Origin of the sequence: Shewanella cutis (assembly GCF_022410515.1) — a bacterium.
Classification (GTDB): domain Bacteria; phylum Pseudomonadota; class Gammaproteobacteria; order Enterobacterales; family Shewanellaceae; genus Shewanella; species Shewanella cutis.
In genome coordinates, this window is sequence record NZ_JACSDI010000001.1 from 1,149,043 (window position 1) to 1,171,030 (window position 21,988).

A 21,988-nucleotide genomic window follows, 5' to 3' on the forward strand; every position below is an offset into this window, starting at 1 on the left:
TTGCAAACACCCCAACTACAACATTTTTACATTTCCGAAGAGCAATCGATTTACTTGCTCAAAGCTAACGATGCCCGTAAGCACAAGGCGTGGATCCGCTTATGTAAACAACAGCTAAGTAAGTTGGGCTACCGAGAGATTGAGTTTATTGGTAAAGGCGCATACGGCTTTGTGTTTGCGGGCATAAACCAAGCCGATGAAGCCCATGTTTTTAAATTTTCAAGAATTAATCTACCGCAACACATTCAAGATCGCTTAGAAGAAGAAGCCTTTATGCTCTCCTTACTCAAGCATCCCAATATCCCCGGGGCGATTAAATTTGAGCGGGTCGGCAAGCAAGGGATTTTAGTCATGGAGCGCGCCAAAGGCGAAGATCTGGAGCAGCTTTGCCGCCGCTTAGGTGCCTTACCCCCCGCCATGGTGATGAGTATTGCGCGCCAGTTAGCCGATATTCTCTACTATCTGCGTACTGGTAAACCCTTGGTTCATGGCGATATTAAACCCTCTAATCTTGTTTATGATATTGAAAGCCAACATTTATCCTTAATCGACTGGGGCTCAGCCGTGTTTGCACAACGCAATGAGCACAATAAGGCCGTTGAAGATAATGTCATGACGCTGATGTCGAGCGATCAACAGCATACCAACGCCCGCATGGGAGATGTGTATTTTATTGGAGAAGAGCAGTTAAACGGCGCACTATCAAGCCCTCGCTTTGACGAGCAAGGCGTCGCTGCGACCTTATATGCCTTAGCCTCAGGGCAAGCGAGTCGTTTCGGCGCGCAGGTGATCCCGCCCACCAGCATCGGCTTACCGATGGAATTAGCTCGCACCCTAGAGGGAATGCTCAGTAGCGATGCAGTGCAGCGCAATCTGGCCGGGGATTATTTTTTAAAAAGCATGCGCCACAGCCATAGATTGCACTTACCTGAATTGCCAAAAGCTGAGCTGATGGGGGACATCCCCGTCTGGGTCCAATCCCGTGAAAAAGATGTCGAAACCGTCAGTTACAGTTCGCGAAAATCATTCTTAAAAGAACATAATGCCCAAGATCCCATCGCTAAGATGGACGATATTCAACTCGAAAAGTACTACCGAAACTTTTTAGCGGGAATGGGCGATACCGAGAAAGGCTTTATCGCCGCCGTGGGTCGCCTCGGTCAATACCCCATAGTTGGGGGGCTTGCAATCCATTGGCAAGAAACTGGCGTGTTTATTGATTCCAATCTTGCCATTTACGACGCCAAACAAAAAAGCGCCCTTATCATTGCCGTCAATAATATGGTGACCCTAGCACGGGGAATTAAACGAATCGGCGTCTTTAAAGCCTGCTTTTTTAACGCCAGAGACACACTACATATCGAGCGTGAAAACATTCACGAACTTTTTGTCGCTAGTGCCGATTTACAGCTGCCCTTTGAAGTGGGCGATGTGCCCACACTCGAGGATAAATCACGGCTACACTCCTACTTCGAAGACGGCAAAGACCCGGATGAAAACCTTGAATTACCGAGTGAAATCATGGAGGAATTGGCGCGCATTAACCAAATCCACCATACGGGTTGCATCATTTTTGAAGCCTTGCCGAACCACTTAAAAATCCATAGTTACTTAAAATTGCTCAATCCGCGTAAACAGGCGGCATTTCGTGCCAGCCTCGACCGCATTCTGCATTATGTTGGCAAAATTCAAGGGCACGGCGTTTCAGGCTTTATGAAACTGCCCTATAAAAATACCCGCCGCTTTACCCATATTGAACGTAAGCCCGAGTATTTTTATCCTAAAAATCCCAAAGAAATAGGCGCTTAACGATTCTATTCGCTAGCGCCTATTATGCTGACGGCCCAACCTAGACTAGATAGGTGAGCCTGGCGGTAAGCTTAAGGGCTTAGGGATAAGCTTTTTATTGGCATCCAAGAGCCCCACACTGAGTCCCAGCTCCAGCCAATTATAGTGGGCAGCCACTTTAGCATTGGCGCGGTTGGCTTTGGCTTTGAGCTGCTTTATCACAAATTGAGCACGCTCCAAGAGCGCAGCCTTCACCTCCGCTGAGGTCTGCGGATCATGATAGGTCGACAACAGTTCATCAATCACCACGGCATTGACGCGCATCCATACACCTTCGACCAAACCAAGCTTATCTTCCTGATATAGCGTCGCGGCAAACAACTTATTCAGTAACGTCTCGACCGACAATTGCTCGTTATCAACCATCGACGCTTGGCTCACACGATTTAAGCGTTTTGGCATCAACAGTAAACTTACAGTGTGGCGAGCTGACACTTCTGCCATACCGAGGGGATCGTTAACCACGCCAAGCCCCGACTCAAAGGACTCCCGAGTTAACTGATAATTACCCGCCTTAGGCACTAAAGTCTCCAATAATGCAGGCGGAACCGTTAAGCTGGCCGCATCTAAGGTGCTTAATAGGGCATTGAGTCCCGACAATTGTAATGGCGGCGCGATGTAGCTCCAGCGACTTCCGTCACCGATAGACTGATAGTTATAGTCGGTACCACCAATAAATTTGGCTACAGCCTCGATTTGATAACGGTTGAGTAAGTAGATAGGCACAAAAGCATCGGCCAATTCCCCGAGCGGCTCACCTGGCAACAAAGCTGTTCGGCTAAAGCCTTCGATGGCCTTAAGGCGAATTTTATTGAGTTCAACCAATTGTGCGATAGGATCATCACCACCATCCCACAGGCTTGCATAGGCTTGGCTGGCATCCTTTTGACGCGAGTCGGTTTCACCGATGTAACGTAGCCCCTTGCGCGCGACTTCGGCCAGCAATTGATTTTGCAGTGCCTGCTGAGCCGTCACGTCTCCTTCATCGCTATAACCGTAGGCGATGACAAAGTTATCCCACGGCCCGACACCAATGCCATAAGGTGCAGAAATATCAATATCTTTACCTTTAAGCAGGATTTTAGGATGGGGATAATCCATCACAGAGGCATCCTGATTAGTCGAGGCAGCAAAGTTATGATCTAACCCTAAGGTATGGCCAACCTCGTGGGCAGCGAGTTGGCGGATGCGTGCTAAAGCCAGCTCATTAGCCGCCTTCTCTGCGGCGACTCTATCCTGCCACCCAGCAGTGAGTCCTTTGGCAATCAAATAATCTTGGCGCACCCGCAAGCTCCCTAAGGTGACCTGACCCTTTATGATTTCGCCAGTACGCGGATCGGTGAGCGCAGCACCATAGGACCAGCCCCGCGTCGCACGGTGGACCCACTGGATCATGTTGTAACGGATATCCTGCGGATCGGCGTCGGGCGGCAACAATTCAACCTTAAAGCCATTGATAAATCCAGCTTGGGTAAAAGCACTTTCCCACCAGCGCGCTCCATCAAGCAACGCCGAGCGAATGGGCTCAGGTACACCAGGGTCGAGGTAATAGATGATAGGTTTAACCACTTCACTGGGGGCAGGGCCTGGGTTCACCTTTTGTAGACGATGGCGCAAAATAAACCGCTGCACTAGAGGCTCAGAAAAATTCGTTGCATAGTCGCGGTACTCATCGGATAGATAGCCGCTCATAGGATGATAAGCACGAGGTTGATACCCATCCTCTGGCAGCTCGACAAAAGAATAACGCATCCGCACCGACATGAATGTACCGTCAGGCGTCACCTTAGCGACTTGCTCACCCGCGACATCGCCCTTAAAGGTGAGCTGAACATCCACATCACTGTTTTTTTCAAAGGATTTCACCCCAGCGGGTAAGATGGCTGAACGCGTGAAATCAAGGCGATAATTGCCCTGCCCTGTTTGTTGCAACACGTTTGAGACACCGTGTAAATCATTAAGCACCAGCTCGCTGATCGCCACCATATCCGGCTTACCTTCAAGCACTTTGCCCTGCCACAATACCGAATCGGCAAAAGCCTCCTCTACTGCCCGTTTTTCAGCGGCATCTTGGGTATTAGCACGATACTGAGTATTCAACTGCTTAAGCTGGATATAAGGGCCTTGCCGCTCAAATTGCACCATGCGGGTTTGACCTAATTGCCCACGATCTAGGCCAATATCATTGGAACCCACACCTTCTGGCAAGCTTGTCACCAACAAAAAAGGCTGATTCAGTCGGCTCACCTCAAGGTATAACTCGCCTTCGCTTGGCTCATAGTAAAAATTAAAAAATCCCTTTGCCACTTGGCTCTGTTTGACTATTTGAGTGCTCGGCAGAGCAGCAACGCTAAGGGTGGGCAAACCTAAGAGCAGGATAGCGAGTGCTAGACTGTGGGGTTTCATCTTTCCTCCTGAAATGGCGATATACCCTCGCAACATTAAGACAGAAGTTTCAGCATCTTAAGATTGTTGGGTATACGTGTTCATCTAAAAAATGACCACGCGGGGCCATCATTGGCCCCGGGCGAACAATTAATGGTGATTATGCTTGTGTTTAATCCAATGAGTTAAGGTTTCAAATAGCTCTGTTAACACTATCGGCTTAGTAATATGAGCATTCATCCCCGCGGCGAGACTCTTTTCCCGATCACCTGACATCGCATGGGCCGTCATGGCGATAATCGGCAAGACATCGGCGCTATAACGTTCACGCAGTGCGCGCGCCGCGGTTAAGCCGTCCATCACTGGCATCTGAATATCCATTAATACCGCATCGAAAGGCCGCGAGTCGACAATATCGAGGGCAATTTGACCATTCCCCGCCACGACCACTTCGTAGCCCGCACTCTTTAGCAGTTCAGTCGCCACTTGCTGGTTAATAAAGTTATCCTCCACCAAGAGCACTAAGCCTGTGTGCTCACCTTCTTCTACCGCCACTTCAGCGATAGGCTGTACGACATTGAGCCTTGGTTCGTCGGCAAAGGCAGCAATAATCTCATCGAACAGGCTCGAAGCTTTAAAGGGTTTTTGTAATACCGCAAATACATTGGCGCTATCCACTTCATGCAGCAAAGGCTCTGCCGCATAGGCTGTCATCATAATAATGATCGGCCGTTTCGCGATCCGACCTTCTGCAACCATAGTATCGATGGCACAGATCACATCACTACCATCCATCTCAGGCATCATCCAATCGAGTAATAATAAATCGATTGGATCCCGCGACAACTTGTACAATGCCTCAGCACCACTCGCTGCGGTATCCACCTCAAAGTGGAAGTCGCGCATCAGTGCCGAATATATTTGCAGTGCCGTCGGGTTATCATCCACCACTAAGGTGCGTAAGTTATTGAGTTTCTCGGGTACGATTAAAGGCTCAACCTTCGCCTCTTCAGCAATTTCGAAGCTGATAGTAAAGCTAAAGGTACTTCCCACACCTAACTCACTCTGCACTTGCATCTTGCCACCCATCATGGAGACCAAATGCTTACTGATCGATAAACCTAATCCCGTGCCGCCGTATTTACGGGTGGTTGAACCATCGGCTTGGGCAAAGGCATCGAATAACTTTTCCTGCTGATCTTTACTGATCCCAATGCCGGTATCACGCACCCAGAATTTTAAAGTAATCCGATGATCTCGCTCGCCGACATCTTCGCAGCCCAATTCAATCTCGCCGGATTGAGTAAACTTAACCGCGTTCGATAACAGATTGATCAGCACTTGCCCTAGACGCAGCGGGTCGCCCTTAAGAATTAATCCCGCAGTTACAGGCGCATATAGCAATAATTCAACACCTTGCTCCTGCGCCTTAAGCGCATTGAGATCGAGGGCATGATCGAGCACCTTATCCAGCGGGAACGGTACGCGTTCCAGCTCCAATTTACCGGCCTCAATCTTAGAGAAGTCGAGAATATCGTTAATAATTCGCAGCAATGACTGCGCCGAGAAACCGGCTTTCTCGAGGTAATCCTTTTGCTGCGCCGTCAATGAAGTGCGTTGTGCTAACTGCAACATACCGATAATAGCGTTCATCGGCGTGCGGATTTCATGGCTCATATTCGCCAAGAATTCACTCTTGTACAGGTTTGCCAGTTCAGCGTCCTGTTTTGCCTCCAACAGCGCCACTTCGTTACTCTTATGACGGGTAATATCCTTATGGGTACCCACCATACGCTTAGGCTGACCATCGGCGGTAAACTCAACCACACGGCCACGGGAAAGCACCCAATGATAACTGCCGTTTTTGCCCAAGATTCGGAACTCGATTTCGTAAGCATCGACTGGGTTTTCAAGATACTGATTACGGTACTCTTCGACCCGAATTCTATCGTCAGGGTGAGTGAGTTGGTCGATCGCCGACACTAATGCAGGAAACTCATTGGGTTTATAACCCAACATCGAATAGTAAGACGGGTTGCAAATAATATGCTCCGAATCCAGATACCAATCCCATAGACCGTCCTCTACCGCATCCATAGCTAAGTGGTAACGCTCTTCCGACAGGCGTAACTGCTCGGCAGACTCGTACTCTCGCGTCACATCACGCCATACGGCAATCAAGCCTTGCAACTCGCCACGGCGATTATAGAAAGGCAATTTAAGGGTATCGAGCAGCACCGGCTTGCCCGCTAATTCGACCTTTTCTTGATAACGAAGCGGCGTGCGATCTTTTAAAATCTGCGCATCTTCGGCACGAATACGAATGCCCATCTCTGGCGAGGTTAAATCCTCTGACGAAAGACCGATCATTTCGCTTTCGGTGTAACCCAGCATCCGCTCAGCAGCCTTGTTACAACCGAGGTAATTACCTTCTTTATCTTTAAAGACAATGGCTTCAGGAATGGAGTCAAGCAGAGATCGCAATAGCGCATATTCACGCTCGCGGCGCTCAGTGGCATCTTTTAGCCGCTCAGTGCGACGCGCCACCAGTTTATCGAGTCGCTTATTTTGCTCGGCCAGATGATGGGTATATTGCTTGTTTTCCTCAAAAATTCGGCTCACCAGCAGGAACCAAGGCTCCCAACCAGGAGTAATCTTTTCCGGCGGTTTACGCGGCTCTTGGGAACAACCCTCTAAATGCGATAACAAACGTGATGCAGGGCTAACGAAGGAGCGACGCGTTTGCCAGTGCACTATGGTCACCAATACCGACAGGGCAATAACCACCAAGATAAAAGTCAGCTGCAGTTTTTCGACCGAATCTTGGAACAGATCGTCCTCATTTTGCAGATACAACAAGCGCCAAGGCGCATTATGCAGCGCGACCGAGTGGATATAGTAACCGTTACGAATAATCCCTTCGTGGGCATCGAACAACTCAGACTCGGGCAATGAATGCAGCTCTGAGGGAATACGCTGGCTGATATGGTAAACCCGATTGATATCGGAGCCATCGAAATCACTATGGGACAAAATATTGTTCTGTTGATCGAGCAGGATCACCGTCCCCGGCATTTTAAAATACACCCGAATTTGCCGCGCCAGTGAAGCCAAGGTCATATCGAGGTTAATCGAGCCCATAAACTCATCGTCGAGATAGACGGGCACACCTAAGGTCGTCAGTAATCCCTTACCCGTTGAGTCGACGTAGGCTTCGCTCCAAAACACGCTGCGTTGTGGATTCATTGCCGGCGTGGCGTATTGGAATTGTTTTTTGTTGAGCAATTCATCCCTAAAGCGCTCATCGCTATTGGTCCAAGGAAAATAGGACATCATCCGCTGGCGTGACAAATAATAAATAGCCGAGGCTTTGGGTGCGGCTTCTTTGGCGACAGGGAAAGACAGTGATAGCTCGAACAGCATTTCAAGTTCTTGATAAAACTTATCGCTGCGACCATCGAGGGAACCCGCGCCCGTAATACGCCCCATATTAGTGAACGGCTTGCCACCCTTGGCGTAATTAGGCTCTAAGGTAAAGTACTGACCACTTTCGTTAAATTTGCCGTACTGTGGTAAACGATCCTTACGCACTAACTCACCTAAACGCAGGTGATCCACAGCCACATCTCGCAAACTCTTCACTGCGCGGATGCTCGACTCCAGTAATAAGTCAATTTGCAGTACGTGACGCTCGACTTGCTCTTCGCGCTGCTCCATCTGCTGGGTTTTCTGGCGGTCAAAAAACATCCAGGCCGTCAGCAACGACATGATAATCACGCCGATGTAGGTATAAAAAACGGCACGGTTATAATTCTTTTGGATCGGCGATTTTAGCTGGAGATCCGGCTCAGTCGATTTCATCCACTACCCTTGATTGCAGCGCCTGATTTTAGCCATCGATGGCAAAAGTTACGGGATTCATACATGGGTCATATACTAGCAGGAAGAAACACCGTGTCACATCAAATAATTGCCTTATGATGGTTGTCAAAATCTATGATTAGTTGATTGAAAAATCATAGAAATGCGTAAAAACAAAGGCCCCACGAGTGAGACCTTTTGTAACAATAAAGTTAACTGCGGCAGAACGAATATCTAATCTCGAAACGTAGGCATTCACTTATCACTATAGATGTTCTTCGGCGTATTCGGCCAAGCGTGAACGAACAACGCCATTCAGATACAGGTTTGCACTGCCTTCGAAATCTTTAAAACGCTCAACGATATAGGTTAACCCCGAGGTCACTGCGGTGAGATAATTCGAATCGATCTGCGCTAAGTTACCGCAACAAATCAATTTTGTACCTTCTCCCATCCGAGTGATCATGGTTTTGATCTGCGACGCCGTTAAGTTTTGACATTCATCCAAAAGCACAATGGAGTTTTGGATCGAGCGGCCGCGCATAAAGTTGATCGACTTAAATTGGATATTCGCCTTCTCCATGATGTAGTTCAAACTGCCGGTCGGATTGACATCATTCTTGTGCAGCACTTCTAAGGTATCGGTAATGGCCGCCAGCCATGGCATCATCTTTTCTTCTTCGGTGCCAGGTAAAAAACCTATCGATTCGGCAATTTCTGGCGTATTACGGGTCACAATTACCTTATCGTAGCGATTGCGCTCAACTACCAGTTCAAGCGCAGCCGCCATTGCCAGTAAGGTTTTACCGCAACCCGCTGGCCCCGTTAAGATCACCAGATCAATATCGGGATCGAGCAAGGCTTGCAGCGCCATGCCTTGATAAACATTCTTAGGTTTAACGCCCCACGCCTCGAGGTTTTTTAACCGCTCGCGGCCCAAATCCAAAATATGCAGATGAGTATCGCTACGCTCGGTGACGCGACCACAAAAATCAGATTCGGTGTCAATCAGATACTGGTTAATGTAGAAGGGTTCGTTGTCTAAATCTTTCAGAGGGACTTCATGAATCGTATGCCGACCGTGGCGCTCGGTAGACACCTTGTTTAAATGCTCCCAAAAGTTACCCTGAAATTGGTAAAACCCCTTACTGAGGAAACGAATATCATCGATCAATTGATCGGTTCGATAATCCTCAACCAATTGAATACCCGCACCTTTAGCCTTAAGGCGCATATTGATATCTTTAGTGACTAATACTACGGTTCGCGGATGATGGAGGTTTTGTAGATGCAGTGCGGTATTGATAATGCGGTTATCGTTGCCATCCCCCGGCAGGGCGCCTAAGGTAAAATCGACAAGATGATCAGGGAAGATAGAAAGGGAGCCTATCGCATCAGCATGCCCTTCTCGACTTGGCAAAGGGACGCCATTAATAATTTGTTCCGGTGTTGTATCGCCGCCGAGGGTATCTTCCAATGCCCGAATGGCAACTCTCGCATCGCGACTTACATCACTTTTTCGATCTTTAATCTGGTCTAGCTCTTCTAGCACAGTCATAGGAATGACTACATCGTGCTCTTTAAACGAATAGATCGCCAAAGGTTCATGTAGTAACACATTGGTATCCAGTACAAACAACTTTCTGTCGTCTTGTTCCATGGCGCCTCCAGAGTGCTCGATTATTTTATGCTACTTCTCGTTTCCAGTGAGTGGATATGGCTCCTTAGCTGATTGGCGTTAGGTTAAGAATGACCTTTAAGTTCAAGCCTCTACTTCACAAAGGTTGCTAGCGGCTTACACTAATATTGGCATCATTCTGACTGAATGCCAACCAAAAGTCAGAGACTCAAAAGCAGTGTAAGTCCCTAGATATGACAGAAGCATGACAAAACCTCGAGCGGTAACAGAGAATTTTCTTCACTGTTCAATTTGTAATCTGCTGTGTGGAGAATTAGTCTCTAACGGGTGCGAGGGCGATTCAAATATCCCTAGTATTGATATAACATACGCGCCCTTTGTTAGAGTCCGCCAGAGATGAGAATTTAAGATGCCGTTTGCCTTAGGACAACGTTGGATAAGTGATACCGAGTCAGAGCTTGGTTTAGGAACAGTCGTACAAGTTGAAGGCCGCATGGTCACAGTGTTATTCCCTGCGACTGGTGAGAACCGTATGTTCTCTCGCAACGAAGCCCCGCTGACTCGCGTCATATACAACCCAGGCGATACGGTTGAAAGCCACGAAGGCTGGAGCCTCTCGGTAGAAGAGCTAACCGAAAAAGACGGCCTCGTCGTCTACCACGGCATCCACAGCGAGACAGGCGAAAAAGTCAGCCTGCGCGAGACGCTATTAAACCACAATATTCGCTTTAACAAGCCGCAGGATCGCCTATTTGCCGGTCAGATTGACCGCCTCGATCGCTTTGGTATTCGTTATCAATGCCAGTTACTGCGCCATCAACTAGCCACCTCGGATTTACTGGGGTTACAAGGACCGCGCGTTGGCCTTATCCCCCATCAAATGTGGATCGCCCATGAAGTAGGTCGCCGTTATGCGCCGCGGGTGTTGCTGGCTGACGAAGTGGGTTTAGGTAAAACCATCGAAGCGGGTCTGATTATCCACCAACAACTGCTGACAGGCCGTGCCGAGCGGGTATTGATTATTGTGCCTGACACCCTGCGTCACCAGTGGTTAGTAGAGATGCTGCGCCGCTTTAACCTGCGCTTCTCCGTGTTTGATGAGGACCGCTGCGTTGAAGCCTTTGCCGACCATGACAATCCTTTCTATACCGAACAGTTAGTGATTTGTTCACTCGAATTACTGCGTAAAAAGAAACGTCTCGATCAAGCACTCGATGCCGATTGGGATCTGTTAGTGGTTGATGAAGCACACCATTTAGAGTGGACCGAAGAAACCCCAAGCCGCGCCTATCAAGTGGTTGAAGCCTTAAGCGAAGTCGTACCTGGCGTATTATTACTGACCGCAACACCGGATCAACTCGGTCACCAGAGTCATTTTGCGCGCCTGCGTTTGCTCGACCCAGATCGTTTCTATGACTACGACGCCTTCCTTGCTGAAGAAAATAGCTACAAAGACGTCGCCATTGCCGCCGAAGCTTTAGCGGGCGAAAGCAAATTATCCGATGATGCTATCAACAGCTTAACCGAATTACTCAGCGAAAAAGACATAGCGCCGAGCATTCGGTTAATTCAAGCCGAAGGGATCGACAGTGAGTTACAACAAGCGGCGCGCAGCGAATTACTGCAAGAACTGCTCGATCGCCACGGCACTGGCCGCGTGCTTTACCGTAACAGCCGCGCCTCGGTAAAAGGTTTTCCGAAACGTATTTTCAACGCTTACCCCCACGCGATGCCTGAGCAATACCTCACGGCGGCTCGTGTAAACGACATGATGGGTGGCCGTAAAACCTTAGAAGCGAAAGCGGCACAAGCCTTAAGCCCTGAAAAGCTCTATCAAGAATTTGAAGATAACAGCGCAAGTTGGTGGAAATTCGATCCACGTGTGGATTGGTTAATCGAATTCCTAAAATCGCACCGCAGCAAAAAAGTGCTGATTATCGCCAGTGGCGCCGATACCGCCTTGAGCTTAGAAGAAGCCCTGCGCACCCGCGAAGGCATTCAAGCGACCGTATTCCACGAAGGCATGTCGATCATCGAGCGCGATAAAGCGGGTGCTTACTTTGCCCAAGAAGAAGGCGGCGCTCAGGCGTTAATCTGTTCAGAAATCGGTTCTGAAGGTCGTAACTTCCAGTTTGCCAGCCACTTAGTGCTGTTCGATCTGCCATTAAATCCGGATTTACTAGAGCAGCGTATCGGCCGTTTAGACCGAATTGGGCAGAAGAACGATATCCAAATTCACTTGCCTTATCTGCAAGATACGGCGCAGGAACGTTTACTCCAATGGTACCACCAAGGTCTAAATGCCTTCGAGCTGACCTGCCCTGGCGGCCATATACTTTACAGTGAATTTGCCGAAGAATTGTTAAATGTCCTTGTGGGCGGTGATGAAGATGAGCTAACCAATCTGCTCAATCACACCCAGAGCCGCTATAAAGAACTGAAACACGCCATGGAACAAGGCCGCGATAAGCTGCTAGAGATCAACTCCCATGGCGGCGATAAGGCCAAAGCAATTGTCGAGCGTTTGGCCCAAAGCGATCAGGACACTAAGCTGATTGGTTCAGTGATCCGTTTGTGGGACATTATCGGTGTTGATCAAGAAGATAAAGGCGAGAATTCGATCATCCTACGTCCGAGCGAACATATGATGTTCCCGACTTATCCTGGCCTGCATGAGGATGGCGTGACCGTCACCTTCGACCGTGATACCGCACTCTCCCGTGATGATATAGCCCTGATCACCCAAGAGCATCCACTGGTGCAAACCGGGCTCGATTTGATCACTGGCTCTGATACCGGCACCACAAGTGTTGCGATATTGAAAAACAAAGCATTACCTGCGGGCACCCTGTTTTTAGAACTGATCTATATGGCGGATGCCTCTGCACCTAAATCGAGTCAGTTATATCGTTATCTGCCACCGACGCCTATCCGCGTACTGCTGGATAAAAACGGCAACGATTTGTCAGCTAAGGTGGATTACACCAGCTTTGACAAACAGTTAAGCGCAGTTAATCGCCATATTGGTAGCAAGCTAGTCACCGCATCACAGCCAATTCTGCATCCGTTATTTGCTAAGGGTGAAGAATATGCCCAAGTGGCCGTCAATGAGTTAGTGGCGCAGGCGCGCGAGAAAATGACCAGCCAGCTCACAGGCGAACTCGAACGTTTAGAATCCCTCAAGGCGGTTAACCCCAATATCCGTGAGGAAGAGTTAGAATACCTGCGCAACCAAATGCAAGAGCTAACCACTTACCTCGATGCAAGTCAGTTGCAGCTTGATGCGATTCGTATGGTGCTGGTTAGCCATGTATAACCCTTGATCGAGTAAAGACGAAACAACACAAGACTCGGTTAAGCTAACAATAAAAACGCCCAGTAAAATTACTGGGCGTTTTTATTTGTCGATTCGGCACCGTTTTCTCAGCGCGCATCAGTACGTAATGGCTATCACGGCGGCACGCAAATATTGTTTCAGCCAGCCCGCTTCAGGTTATACTCTAGCCAATTGAATTTATAAGACTACACAGGTGGTTATCAATTCTATGGCGCGTCTATTCCCTTCGGTATTGAGTCTCGTGTTTGCTCTAGCCAGCCTGACCTTATGGGCTGCCGACACCAGCACCCAAGCGCCAGAAACAAGCCCCCAACTCACACCAGCAGACTCGCAGGCGAGCGCGCCCATACAACCCCAACGCACCAGCAGCTATTTACCCGCCAATGAGATCAAACAAATCACCATTGATAACCAGCCCCTTGAACTCTTAGTCCGCTCATGGGAAGGCCGGAAAAAACTCGGTGCAGCCATTATCTTACCCGCCACCAATGGCACCGCCGATGCGCCCGGATTAATGGCCTTTGTCAGACGTAATATTAATGCCGCAGGTTGGGCGAGTTTAAGTCTCACACCGCCGACAGAACCGCCAGCCCCCAATTTTGCCACCCCTGCGACCGAGGTGACTACCGCTGGGTCTGCGCAGCTCAGTAGCCCGTCTAATAAACCGAGCCAAAAGGTAAAGCCTGAAGACAGTAATAAGCATCTTATTGAACAAGAAGACTTTCTCGTTAAAAGCATGTCACAGCTCGACAGCGTAGGGGCAGACTTTCCCGGCAAACGAGTGCTGATCACCGCCGATCAAAGTGCTGGATTATTGATAAGCCTATTAAGTCAAAAGAAAATTGCCGATCCGGATGTATTGATCGTCATCAATCCCTACAGTGAAGACGAAACGCGCAATCAAGCCATTGCCGAGAAGCTCGCTAAACTCACCATGCCGATACTCGATATTCAATCACCCGATGGTCACCCTGCCTCGTTAGAAACAGCTGCACAACGTAAAACGCTGGCCGTAACCTTAGAGACACCCAATTATCGGCAAACAACGCTGGTATTGAATCTGGATAACGAGAGCGCTTGGCAGAATTGTTTAACGGCCATTAGAGGATTCGCCGCCCGAATGAGCGGCGCACATTGAGGTTTTAGTACTCATGCCTTCGCGAGAAAGCTTGCTAGAGCAACATACCATCTCGACACATCAATACAACCTCTACATTAAGGAAGTCTGTGCCATAGTTTTCTAGCAAGTACATCAGCCAAGTTACCAACCAGACTGGCGATCCTTGTAAGGTTTAGTGGGATCTTTTAGCTGGCGAACTGCCGCAATAGTGCGATTTTTGCCTAGCAGCAATCTCACTTGGCTCCATGACTCGCGGCAAAGCAAAGAACGGACCGATGCAGTCCAACTACGGTTAATACTCAACTTAATTGCCGCTGCGGCATCTGGGGAGGTATTGAGGAGTTCTTCCGCCAATTGCTGCGCGCTTAACATAGGGTTATCACTTAACTGAGTGACTAATCCTAAGGCTTTAGCCTCTTCGCCTGAGAGCACTTTTGCCGTCAGACTCAATAACATCGCTTGATCCTTTGGCATAATTTGCCGCAATGCCACTAAGCCTGCCATATCCGGCACAAGCCCCCATTTGGCCTCCATAATGGATAACTTACTGTCAGGGCTCGCAATCCTAAAATCCGCTCCTAAAGCGATTTGCATTCCACCACCATAACAGCAGCCTTCTAACACCGCGATAACGGGTACAGGTAAACGCTGCCAGCCAATAGACACCCGTTGAGCCAAATTGGCATTACCAGGCAACCCTTTAAACAGCAATTTAACTGCCTGCATCGGCGCCGACATTACGCTTTTGACATCCAAGCCAGAACTAAAGTGACCTCCAGCCCCAGATAAAATAACCAGTCGAATACGCGGATCTGATTTAATCCTTTTGATGGCTTTATCAAGCTCACTAAACATCAAATAATTAATTGCATTGAACTTTTCTGGACGATTAAGCACGACATTTGCGATGCCATTCTCAACCGTGACTTGCACACAACGCTCACCCATGAAATATCCCGTTACTGGTCAGTTCAGATTAAATGTTAACATATTTGGAATGATTGACCAAAGCATGTAACATGAGAACAAATTTTGACTTGAGTCAAAATATTGTCAGCCGTCATTAAGTATTAGTGTGTGATTATGTTAGGCTGCAATCTAAACTCTAACAAATGCCGATTTATGAAGCTGTTAGAATTAATTAGGGATGCTGATAACACCCATATCAGCATCTATTTTGAACAAAATGCATCTCTGGCAACTCCGCTTACCTACAGCATGTATATCTGTGCATGATAGAGGATCGATACTGTAGGCATCTTTTGATGGATTAAGCATATAGATATTCGCAAGATCGACGTATTTTTTGCGATAAATAATAAAATTGACTTAGCTATCCAAGATTTTAATCGCATTCAGCCCTTAGAATTTAACGGAAAGATAATTAAATTAGCTAATAAAATCTATAAGTTACATTTAGATGATATAAATCAAACTTGCCCGAAGCACATAATTCGTCATTCAAACATTCAGAATTAGTGTTATCTTCAATAAATGGGCAAATAAGGATCAGTAGTCAGCATGACAATCTCTGTACTCATCTGTGACGATTCCGCCATGGCGCGCAAACAAATGGCTCGCACCCTTCCCAAAGAATGGGATGTCGAGATAACCTACGCGACCAATGGTGCCGAAGGATTAGATGCCATTCGCGCAGGTAAAGGCGAAGTGGTCTTCCTCGATCTCAACATGCCCGTAATGGATGGTTATGAAGTACTACAAACCGTTCAACAAAACGATCTCCCCGCCCTTATCATTGTAGTGTCGGGTGATATACAGATAAAAGCTCACGAACGAGTTAAGGCATTGGGTGCATTGGACTTTATCCAAAAACCCGTCAGTGCTGACGCCATCAGTAATATCCTCCAAGAGTACGGCATTCTCACCCTAACGCAGAAAGATCAGGTTGAAGACACACCTATGATCAAAGTCGATATGCGGGATGCCTGCCAAGAGATCGCCAACGTTGCCATGGGGCGAGCTGCCGATTTGCTCGCCAAATTACTCGATGTATTCGTCCTCTTGCCTATCCCAAATGTCAATGTGCTAGAAGTCAGCGAGCTGACAATGGCACTGAAAGCAACTGAGGAAAGCTCAACAGTTTCAGCACTGTGCCAAGGGTTTATTGGTGCTGGCGTTGCGGGGGAAGCGCTCTTACTATTCCATGATTCAAGCTTCCAAGATATGGCTAAACTCATGGGCGTTGCAAATCCAGAGGATAAGCAAACCGAGATTGAAGTACTGATAGACACCGGAAACGTATTAATCGGTGCATTCCTGAATGGGATATCAGAGCAACTCGATATGAAATTCAGCCAAGCCCATCCTGTGGTGTTAGGCCGTCACTGCACAGTGAATGATCTTATCCATGATAATTCGGAAAAATGGCACAGAACATTAGCCATGGAAATAAACTATCGTATTGAAAATCATAATATTCAATGCGATTTATTATTGTTATTTACCGAAGACTCTATTCCGACACTGAGCTATAAACTCGGTTATTTACTCGATTAATCAGTTGGACTTTACCTTATGTCAAACGATCAAAGCGCAATGAACGAACTCCATTGGCTTATCGATATGGTACAAACCATAGAAGTGGGTCTCGTGGTATTAGATCGCGATTATAATATCCAACTGTGGAACGGCTTTATGGAAAACCATAGCGGCGTCTCGCCCAATTCCATTAAAGGTCAAAACCTGTTTAGCCGCTTCCCTGATTTGCCAGCCACTTGGTTGAAACAAAAAATGGAATCGGTTTTTATGCTTAAAAATCGAGCTTTCATTAGCTGGGAACAAAGACCTTACGTTTTTCAATTTAAAAACTACCGCCCTATCACTGGGCGCGCCGATTTTATGTACCAAAATGTGACCTTGTTACCACTGGCCTCATTAACCGGTAAAATCACCCATATCAGTGTGATTGTTTATGATGTCACTGATATCGCGGTAAATAAGTTGCAGCTCAAGGCCGCCAACGAGCAGTTAGAGCGCCTCAGTCAGACCGATGGATTGACGCAACTGCATAATCGTCGCCATTGGCAACAATGCTTGGAGCATGAGTATGATCTCTATGCCCGCTATTCGGGGATAGCGAGCTTGGTGATGATCGATATCGATCATTTCAAAAATATCAATGACACCTACGGCCACCTCGCAGGTGATAAGGTGATCCAGCATATCGCTCATATCTTGAGCCATTCCTTACGGGAAACAGACTGCGCAGGTCGTTATGGCGGTGAAGAGTTTGCAGTAGTCATGCCCAGTACCTGCGGCGCCGATGCCTTAAACTTTACCGAACGTTTGAGGGAAAAAATTGCAAGTTCAACCGTCGTTTACGAGGGACTAAAGATAAAAGTGACCGTCAGCCTTGGTGTGTGTGAACTAGGCAAACACATCAGCAGTAGCTCAAGCTGGATTTCCTGCTCAGACAAAGCTCTGTACGAGGCGAAACAAAAGGGTCGAAACTGTACCGTCCTGCATTGCGCACCAACCTCTGCAGAATAAAGCAAAAAGCCCATCAATGATGGGCTTTTTGCTTTATTCGAATCAATGACAACGCATTAATGTGGGAAGCCGTCGTCTTGTTCGTCGTCTTCTTCATCGTCGATTTCATCGCCAACAAAGTAGGTTCCCCAGCCGTCGTAATCCACTTTTTGCTTGGCCGCGAGTTGCAATAACTGCTCGGTGGCTTTATCTAATAATGGAACTTCTAATTTGTGGTAAGCAATCGCGTCGAAACAGAAAATCACCGAACCATCTTCCAATTCCATTTCTTCGGCATCATTGACTTCAAATCCAAGTTTGAATGCATCAACCGCTGCCTTCTCTAAGCGCTCAAAATTGCTCGATGAAAAATGGTGTTCAATGGTGTATTCAGCATCAGGCTCTGAGCCATCGTCGAGCAGGGCTTGCACTATGTCGCGATTCTCGGCGAATTGGGCTTTTAACTGACTTTCAATAGACATGGAGTGTCTCCGTTAAGATAAAACTGGCTCAAATTGGCGTTATTATACGTCATCAGCTGGGATAGTTTTACCCATTAATGTTGCCGCTTCGCGATTTATCTCGTTAAATTTTGCAGACATAATATCGTGCACCTGTGCAGAAAAGGCTTTCGCATCAGCTTTATCTAAACCTTCAGTCGGGATCGGCGCCATCATCTCGATAATTACTACTCCATTATCCCAGCGGTTCAAATTGATATGGCTTTGACATGAAGTCAACACAGGTACGACTGGCACGCCTGCGGCAATCGCGGTGTGAAAAGCCCCTGCTTTGAAGGGTAACAGCCCACGTCCCCGAGAACGGGTACCCTCTGGGAAAATCCACACAGAAAGACGATTCTGCTTAATTTTTTCAGCCGTTTTCGCCATGGTATCAAAAGCGCTATTGCGATTTTTTCTATCGATAAGAATATTGCCCGATAACCAATAGATCTGGCCAAACAAGGGGATCCACACTAAGCTCTTTTTCCCTAAACTCACCGTGCCTTTAGGTACTGCTTTAGTATGAGTGAACAGATCGAAGTTATTTTGATGATTACCTAGGAAAATGTAGGGGCCATCCTGCACCTCTTTAGGCCGACGAACTATAACTTTAAGCCCTAAAATCGGGGCTGCGGATGAAAAGATCTTGGCGAACATATGTACATTGTCACGGTGACGAGGTCGTAATAAGCACACCAGACCACCAAAAATAAATGCAAGTAACAATGACACCGCCAACAACACAGATCTGACAATTAATAGCACGACATACTCCAAGGGTGAAAGTGGCGACAGTATAGCCACCCATCCTTAGGGACTCAATATATTGTTTACATCTGTAAGCTGAGTTGCTAACAATCCAAACAAAAGCCCATCGATACTCTCGCAATCAAGCGTATCGATGGGCTTTAAAATCAATATCTAAGCATAAAACCTGTGCTAAAGACCTAGCTTTGGCTATGGCTCACCCTTGCCGCTTTACTTAAGCCTAAACGGAATACCAGCGCACTAATGGCTAATGTCGCGACAATCGCCGCTCCACTAGGCAAATCCATGGTTGCCGATAATACGAGTCCGAGCAAGTAGCCCATCAAGCCTACAAGATAAGCGTAAAACAAGCCGTTTTTACCTTGGTACTTGTTTAGGGCAAGTGCTGGCAGAATCAATGTACTAAACACTAAATAGACGCCCACCAACTCAACAGATAAGGTGATAACTAGGGCAAACAGGAGATAGAATCCCGCACCATTTAATATCTGTGGTCGTACAAAAATCACCGCTAACACCAGAGCATACACCACTGTGGGTAACACTAATTGTGACCAACTAACCCAAAGGATCTGACCTGACATCAATTGCTTTAGCAACTCGGCACCATGGGGATCGTTTGCCAACAATAGCATGGCAGCCACGGCCGATAGCACGTAAAAGCAGCCTATCATGGCTTCTAACTCACCCGCCATTCGCTTAGATAACCAAGCGATAAATCCGGCCCCTGCAAGGGCAAATAAGGCTGGCATCAACACATGAGAAAATGGCATCTCTTCTAATCTGTGATCCATATGCGCCACAATGGCTCCCAATGCCGCCACCTGAGCAATCGCTAAGTCGATAAAGATGATCCCACGCTTAAGCACTTGTTTACCTAGTACAATATGCGTAGATAACACCAAAATCCCCGCTGCCAGCGCAGGCAGCAGGATCGACATCAGTTCTAGATCAAACATAGGACTATTTCACCCCATTTAAGAGGGAAATCGCACTGTCATAGAGGCTAAAGAGATCTTGACTATTATCATTTCCGCCGACAGACATAGGTAACATCACGACGGGAAGATTCGCCTTTTCACCCAACCACTTAGCACCACGCTCATCTTGATAAGAAGCCACCACTACAGCAAAAATATCACCTTGCTCGGCGCGGCTTAGCAAACTCGCCAAATGGCCACTGGTGGGTGCTAAACCAGGTTTAGGTTCAAGATCAGCCACTTGTTCTATACCCAACCAGTTAAATAGGTATCTAAAACTGGTGTGATAGGCGATCACTTTTTTACCTTTTAACGCTTTGGCTTGTTCTTCCCAACGGGGGATGGCTGCTTGCCAACGTGAGGTAAAGTCCGCTAATGACTTTTGATAATTAGCCGCTTCACTCGGATCCAACTGGCTCATCTTAGCAGTTAAGGCTTTAGCCACTGCTAACACCCGATTAGGATCGAAATGAATGTGTGGATTTCCCTTAGCATGCACATCACCCATACTGCGATCTACGCTCGCCAATTTGTCTAAGGTATCGATTTGCTCGGCGGCAAAAAACAAGCCTTGCTCGGTCGAATGCACCTTAGCGTTAGCGGACTTCATCTGTAGCATAGGTAGCCAGCCGATTTCTAAATCGGCACCCGCACAGACCACCAGATCCGCTTGACGCATTTTCGCGATCAAGCTTGGGCGGGCCTGCACTTGATGCGGATCTTGTAAGGCCGTAGTGGCTGAATAAATGCTGGCGTTAGGTGCTAACTCTTTTACCAATGCAGCATATTCAGGCTCGCAGGCAAACACATTGAGCTCAGCGTGAGCAAAACCTGAACAAGCAAACGACAGAACCGCAGCGGTCACTTTTATAACATTAGAATTGATGCGCACCGTGAGCCCCCAGAGACATAATGTATTGAATAGTGAAAACATTGTCGTCTTCGATTCCATCGAAGTTAGTACCCTTCTGATTGGTGTACTGGAAACGAACCGTCGAGAAATGGCTCGAGTGCCACGCTAGACTCACCTCAGATTCCTTTAACTTCTGCCCATGGAAATGATCGCCATGGAGCTCTTGGGTATCGACTTCACCGTAACGCAAACCTGCGGACCAACTCGGTGTAAATTGATATACACTGCTTAAATACCAACCTTGATGATAATCCTTGCTCGGGGCATCCTCAGGATGTAAATCCGCAGGCACAAAGTCTGTCACGCGGTAGTACTCGCCGGTCAAGGTGAGATTTTGGTATTTGTAGTTGCCATCAGGCGCCCATTTGTAAACAAAATCAACACTATAGGTATTTTTCCCTGTGTAAGATGCTGCATGACTATGGTCATGCCCTTCCTCGGCAACTTCGTCAGTGTGCTCCTCACCTTCTTCATGGGCAGTTACTTGGCCGTTTTCGTTACGTAAGTAACTTAATCCCGCCTGCCATGAACTATTATCACCAATATCGCCACCAATTTTTGAATATAAGGTGTACACACCCACGTTTTTAAACTCACGCTCACCGTCTTCATCAGCGGCCCGCATACTATCGCCCTTAAAGGCTTCCGCACCAATGGTCCAATACAAATCCGTTGGAGCCACAAAGTTTAAGCGCACACCGTCGTCAAAGTAGTGGCCACCGAAAAACGCTCTATAAGCAATTGGGCGATCGGTAAATGAATCCGTGTGTAAATGTTGGTTATTCAAATAACCAATGTCAGATAGAAAGCGCCCACCACGGATGGAGAAACCCGCTGGCATCGCCATGGTTTGGATAAACGCTTCTTCAAGATTAAGCTCGGTTTCGCCGTCATGCATCTCAACAACTGCGGTTAATTTGCCGTAAAACATATCGTCAATATTGGCGCTCATGGCAAGTTCAGTTTCACCTAAGCCAAACCCTTCAGCGGTTTCAGCCAATGGACGTTCAGCCGTTTGATAATAGCCATTAAGCACTGCGCTGATCGTCGGGTTAGTTAAACTTGAATCGGCCGCAAACACGGTCGGTAAAGCAAATGCGCACGCCAAAGCCACCAAAGAAATTCGGTTGTTAAAAACAGTCATG

Annotated in this window: 14 protein-coding genes; 5 read left to right on the plus strand and 9 right to left on the minus strand. The window is 47.6% G+C overall.

Annotation, left to right across the window (positions count from 1 at the left end):
- Positions 1 to 1,809, plus strand: a complete 1,809-nt coding sequence (locus H9J30_RS05130) for a protein kinase domain-containing protein (RefSeq protein WP_240130009.1) — start codon at positions 1 to 3, stop codon at positions 1,807 to 1,809.
- Positions 1,810 to 1,854: 45 nt separating this feature from the next.
- Here H9J30_RS05130 and H9J30_RS05135 read toward each other — a convergent pair whose 3' ends face one another.
- The 3 genes from H9J30_RS05135 to H9J30_RS05145 all read right to left on the minus strand — a co-directional run bounded on the left by H9J30_RS05135 (position 1,855) and on the right by H9J30_RS05145 (position 9,754).
- Positions 1,855 to 4,254 carry a zinc-dependent metalloprotease gene (locus H9J30_RS05135; RefSeq protein WP_240130010.1) on the minus strand — a complete coding sequence of 800 codons (2,400 nt, stop codon included), beginning with the start codon at positions 4,252 to 4,254 and terminating at the stop codon, positions 1,855 to 1,857.
- A 129-nt stretch (positions 4,255 to 4,383) separates the two neighbouring features.
- Positions 4,384 to 8,094: a response regulator gene (locus tag H9J30_RS05140; RefSeq protein ID WP_240130011.1), complete on the minus strand. Its 3,711-nt coding sequence runs from the start codon at positions 8,092 to 8,094 to the stop codon at positions 4,384 to 4,386.
- Between the two features lie 265 nt (positions 8,095 to 8,359).
- The gene (locus H9J30_RS05145; RefSeq protein ID WP_240130012.1) at positions 8,360 to 9,754 is read right to left on the minus strand and encodes a PhoH family protein; all 1,395 of its coding nucleotides are present in this window, start codon (positions 9,752 to 9,754) and stop codon (positions 8,360 to 8,362) included.
- A 388-nt stretch (positions 9,755 to 10,142) separates the two neighbouring features.
- On the opposite strand from H9J30_RS05145, the gene rapA reads away from it, so the two are divergent.
- Together rapA and H9J30_RS05155 are read left to right on the plus strand one after the other, a co-directional pair.
- A complete protein-coding gene (gene rapA / locus H9J30_RS05150; RefSeq protein ID WP_240130013.1) occupies positions 10,143 to 13,049 on the plus strand; it encodes an RNA polymerase-associated protein RapA in 2,907 nt (968 codons plus the stop codon).
- Between the two features lie 229 nt (positions 13,050 to 13,278).
- The gene (locus tag H9J30_RS05155) at positions 13,279 to 14,208 is read left to right on the plus strand and encodes a DUF3530 family protein (protein WP_240130014.1); all 930 of its coding nucleotides are present in this window, start codon (positions 13,279 to 13,281) and stop codon (positions 14,206 to 14,208) included.
- Positions 14,209 to 14,331: 123 nt separating this feature from the next.
- On the opposite strand, the gene H9J30_RS05160 is transcribed toward H9J30_RS05155, so the two are convergent.
- Complete coding sequence (locus H9J30_RS05160; protein WP_240130015.1) at positions 14,332 to 15,138, minus strand: crotonase/enoyl-CoA hydratase family protein; 807 nt, start codon at positions 15,136 to 15,138, stop codon at positions 14,332 to 14,334.
- Between the two features lie 573 nt (positions 15,139 to 15,711).
- Between H9J30_RS05160 and H9J30_RS05165 the strand changes: the two genes are divergently transcribed.
- Entirely contained in the window at positions 15,712 to 16,707 is a 996-nt protein-coding gene (locus H9J30_RS05165; RefSeq protein ID WP_011070910.1) for a response regulator, read from the plus strand.
- Positions 16,708 to 16,725: 18 nt separating this feature from the next.
- On the plus strand, positions 16,726 to 17,700 hold the full coding sequence (locus H9J30_RS05170; protein WP_011070909.1) for a GGDEF domain-containing protein: 975 nt from the start codon (positions 16,726 to 16,728) through the stop codon (positions 17,698 to 17,700).
- Positions 17,701 to 17,756: 56 nt separating this feature from the next.
- Here the strand turns inward: H9J30_RS05170 and rraB are convergent, their stop codons facing one another.
- The 5 genes from rraB to H9J30_RS05195 form a co-directional block, all read right to left on the minus strand.
- Complete coding sequence (gene rraB, locus H9J30_RS05175; RefSeq protein WP_011070908.1) at positions 17,757 to 18,161, minus strand: ribonuclease E inhibitor RraB; 405 nt, start codon at positions 18,159 to 18,161, stop codon at positions 17,757 to 17,759.
- Between the two features lie 42 nt (positions 18,162 to 18,203).
- Positions 18,204 to 18,947: a 1-acylglycerol-3-phosphate O-acyltransferase gene (locus tag H9J30_RS05180; RefSeq protein WP_240130016.1), complete on the minus strand. Its 744-nt coding sequence runs from the start codon at positions 18,945 to 18,947 to the stop codon at positions 18,204 to 18,206.
- Positions 18,948 to 19,129: 182 nt separating this feature from the next.
- Positions 19,130 to 19,909 (minus strand): metal ABC transporter permease, encoded by a 780-nt coding sequence (locus H9J30_RS05185; RefSeq protein WP_240130017.1) that lies wholly within the window; start codon positions 19,907 to 19,909, stop codon positions 19,130 to 19,132.
- Between the two features lie 4 nt (positions 19,910 to 19,913).
- Entirely contained in the window at positions 19,914 to 20,822 is a 909-nt protein-coding gene (locus tag H9J30_RS05190) for a metal ABC transporter solute-binding protein, Zn/Mn family (RefSeq protein WP_240130018.1), read from the minus strand.
- Positions 20,806 to 21,987, minus strand: a complete 1,182-nt coding sequence (locus tag H9J30_RS05195; RefSeq protein WP_240130019.1) for a hypothetical protein — start codon at positions 21,985 to 21,987, stop codon at positions 20,806 to 20,808. Before H9J30_RS05195 ends, H9J30_RS05190 begins: the two co-directional genes overlap by 17 nt.
- Between the last annotated feature and the right edge of the window lies 1 nt (position 21,988).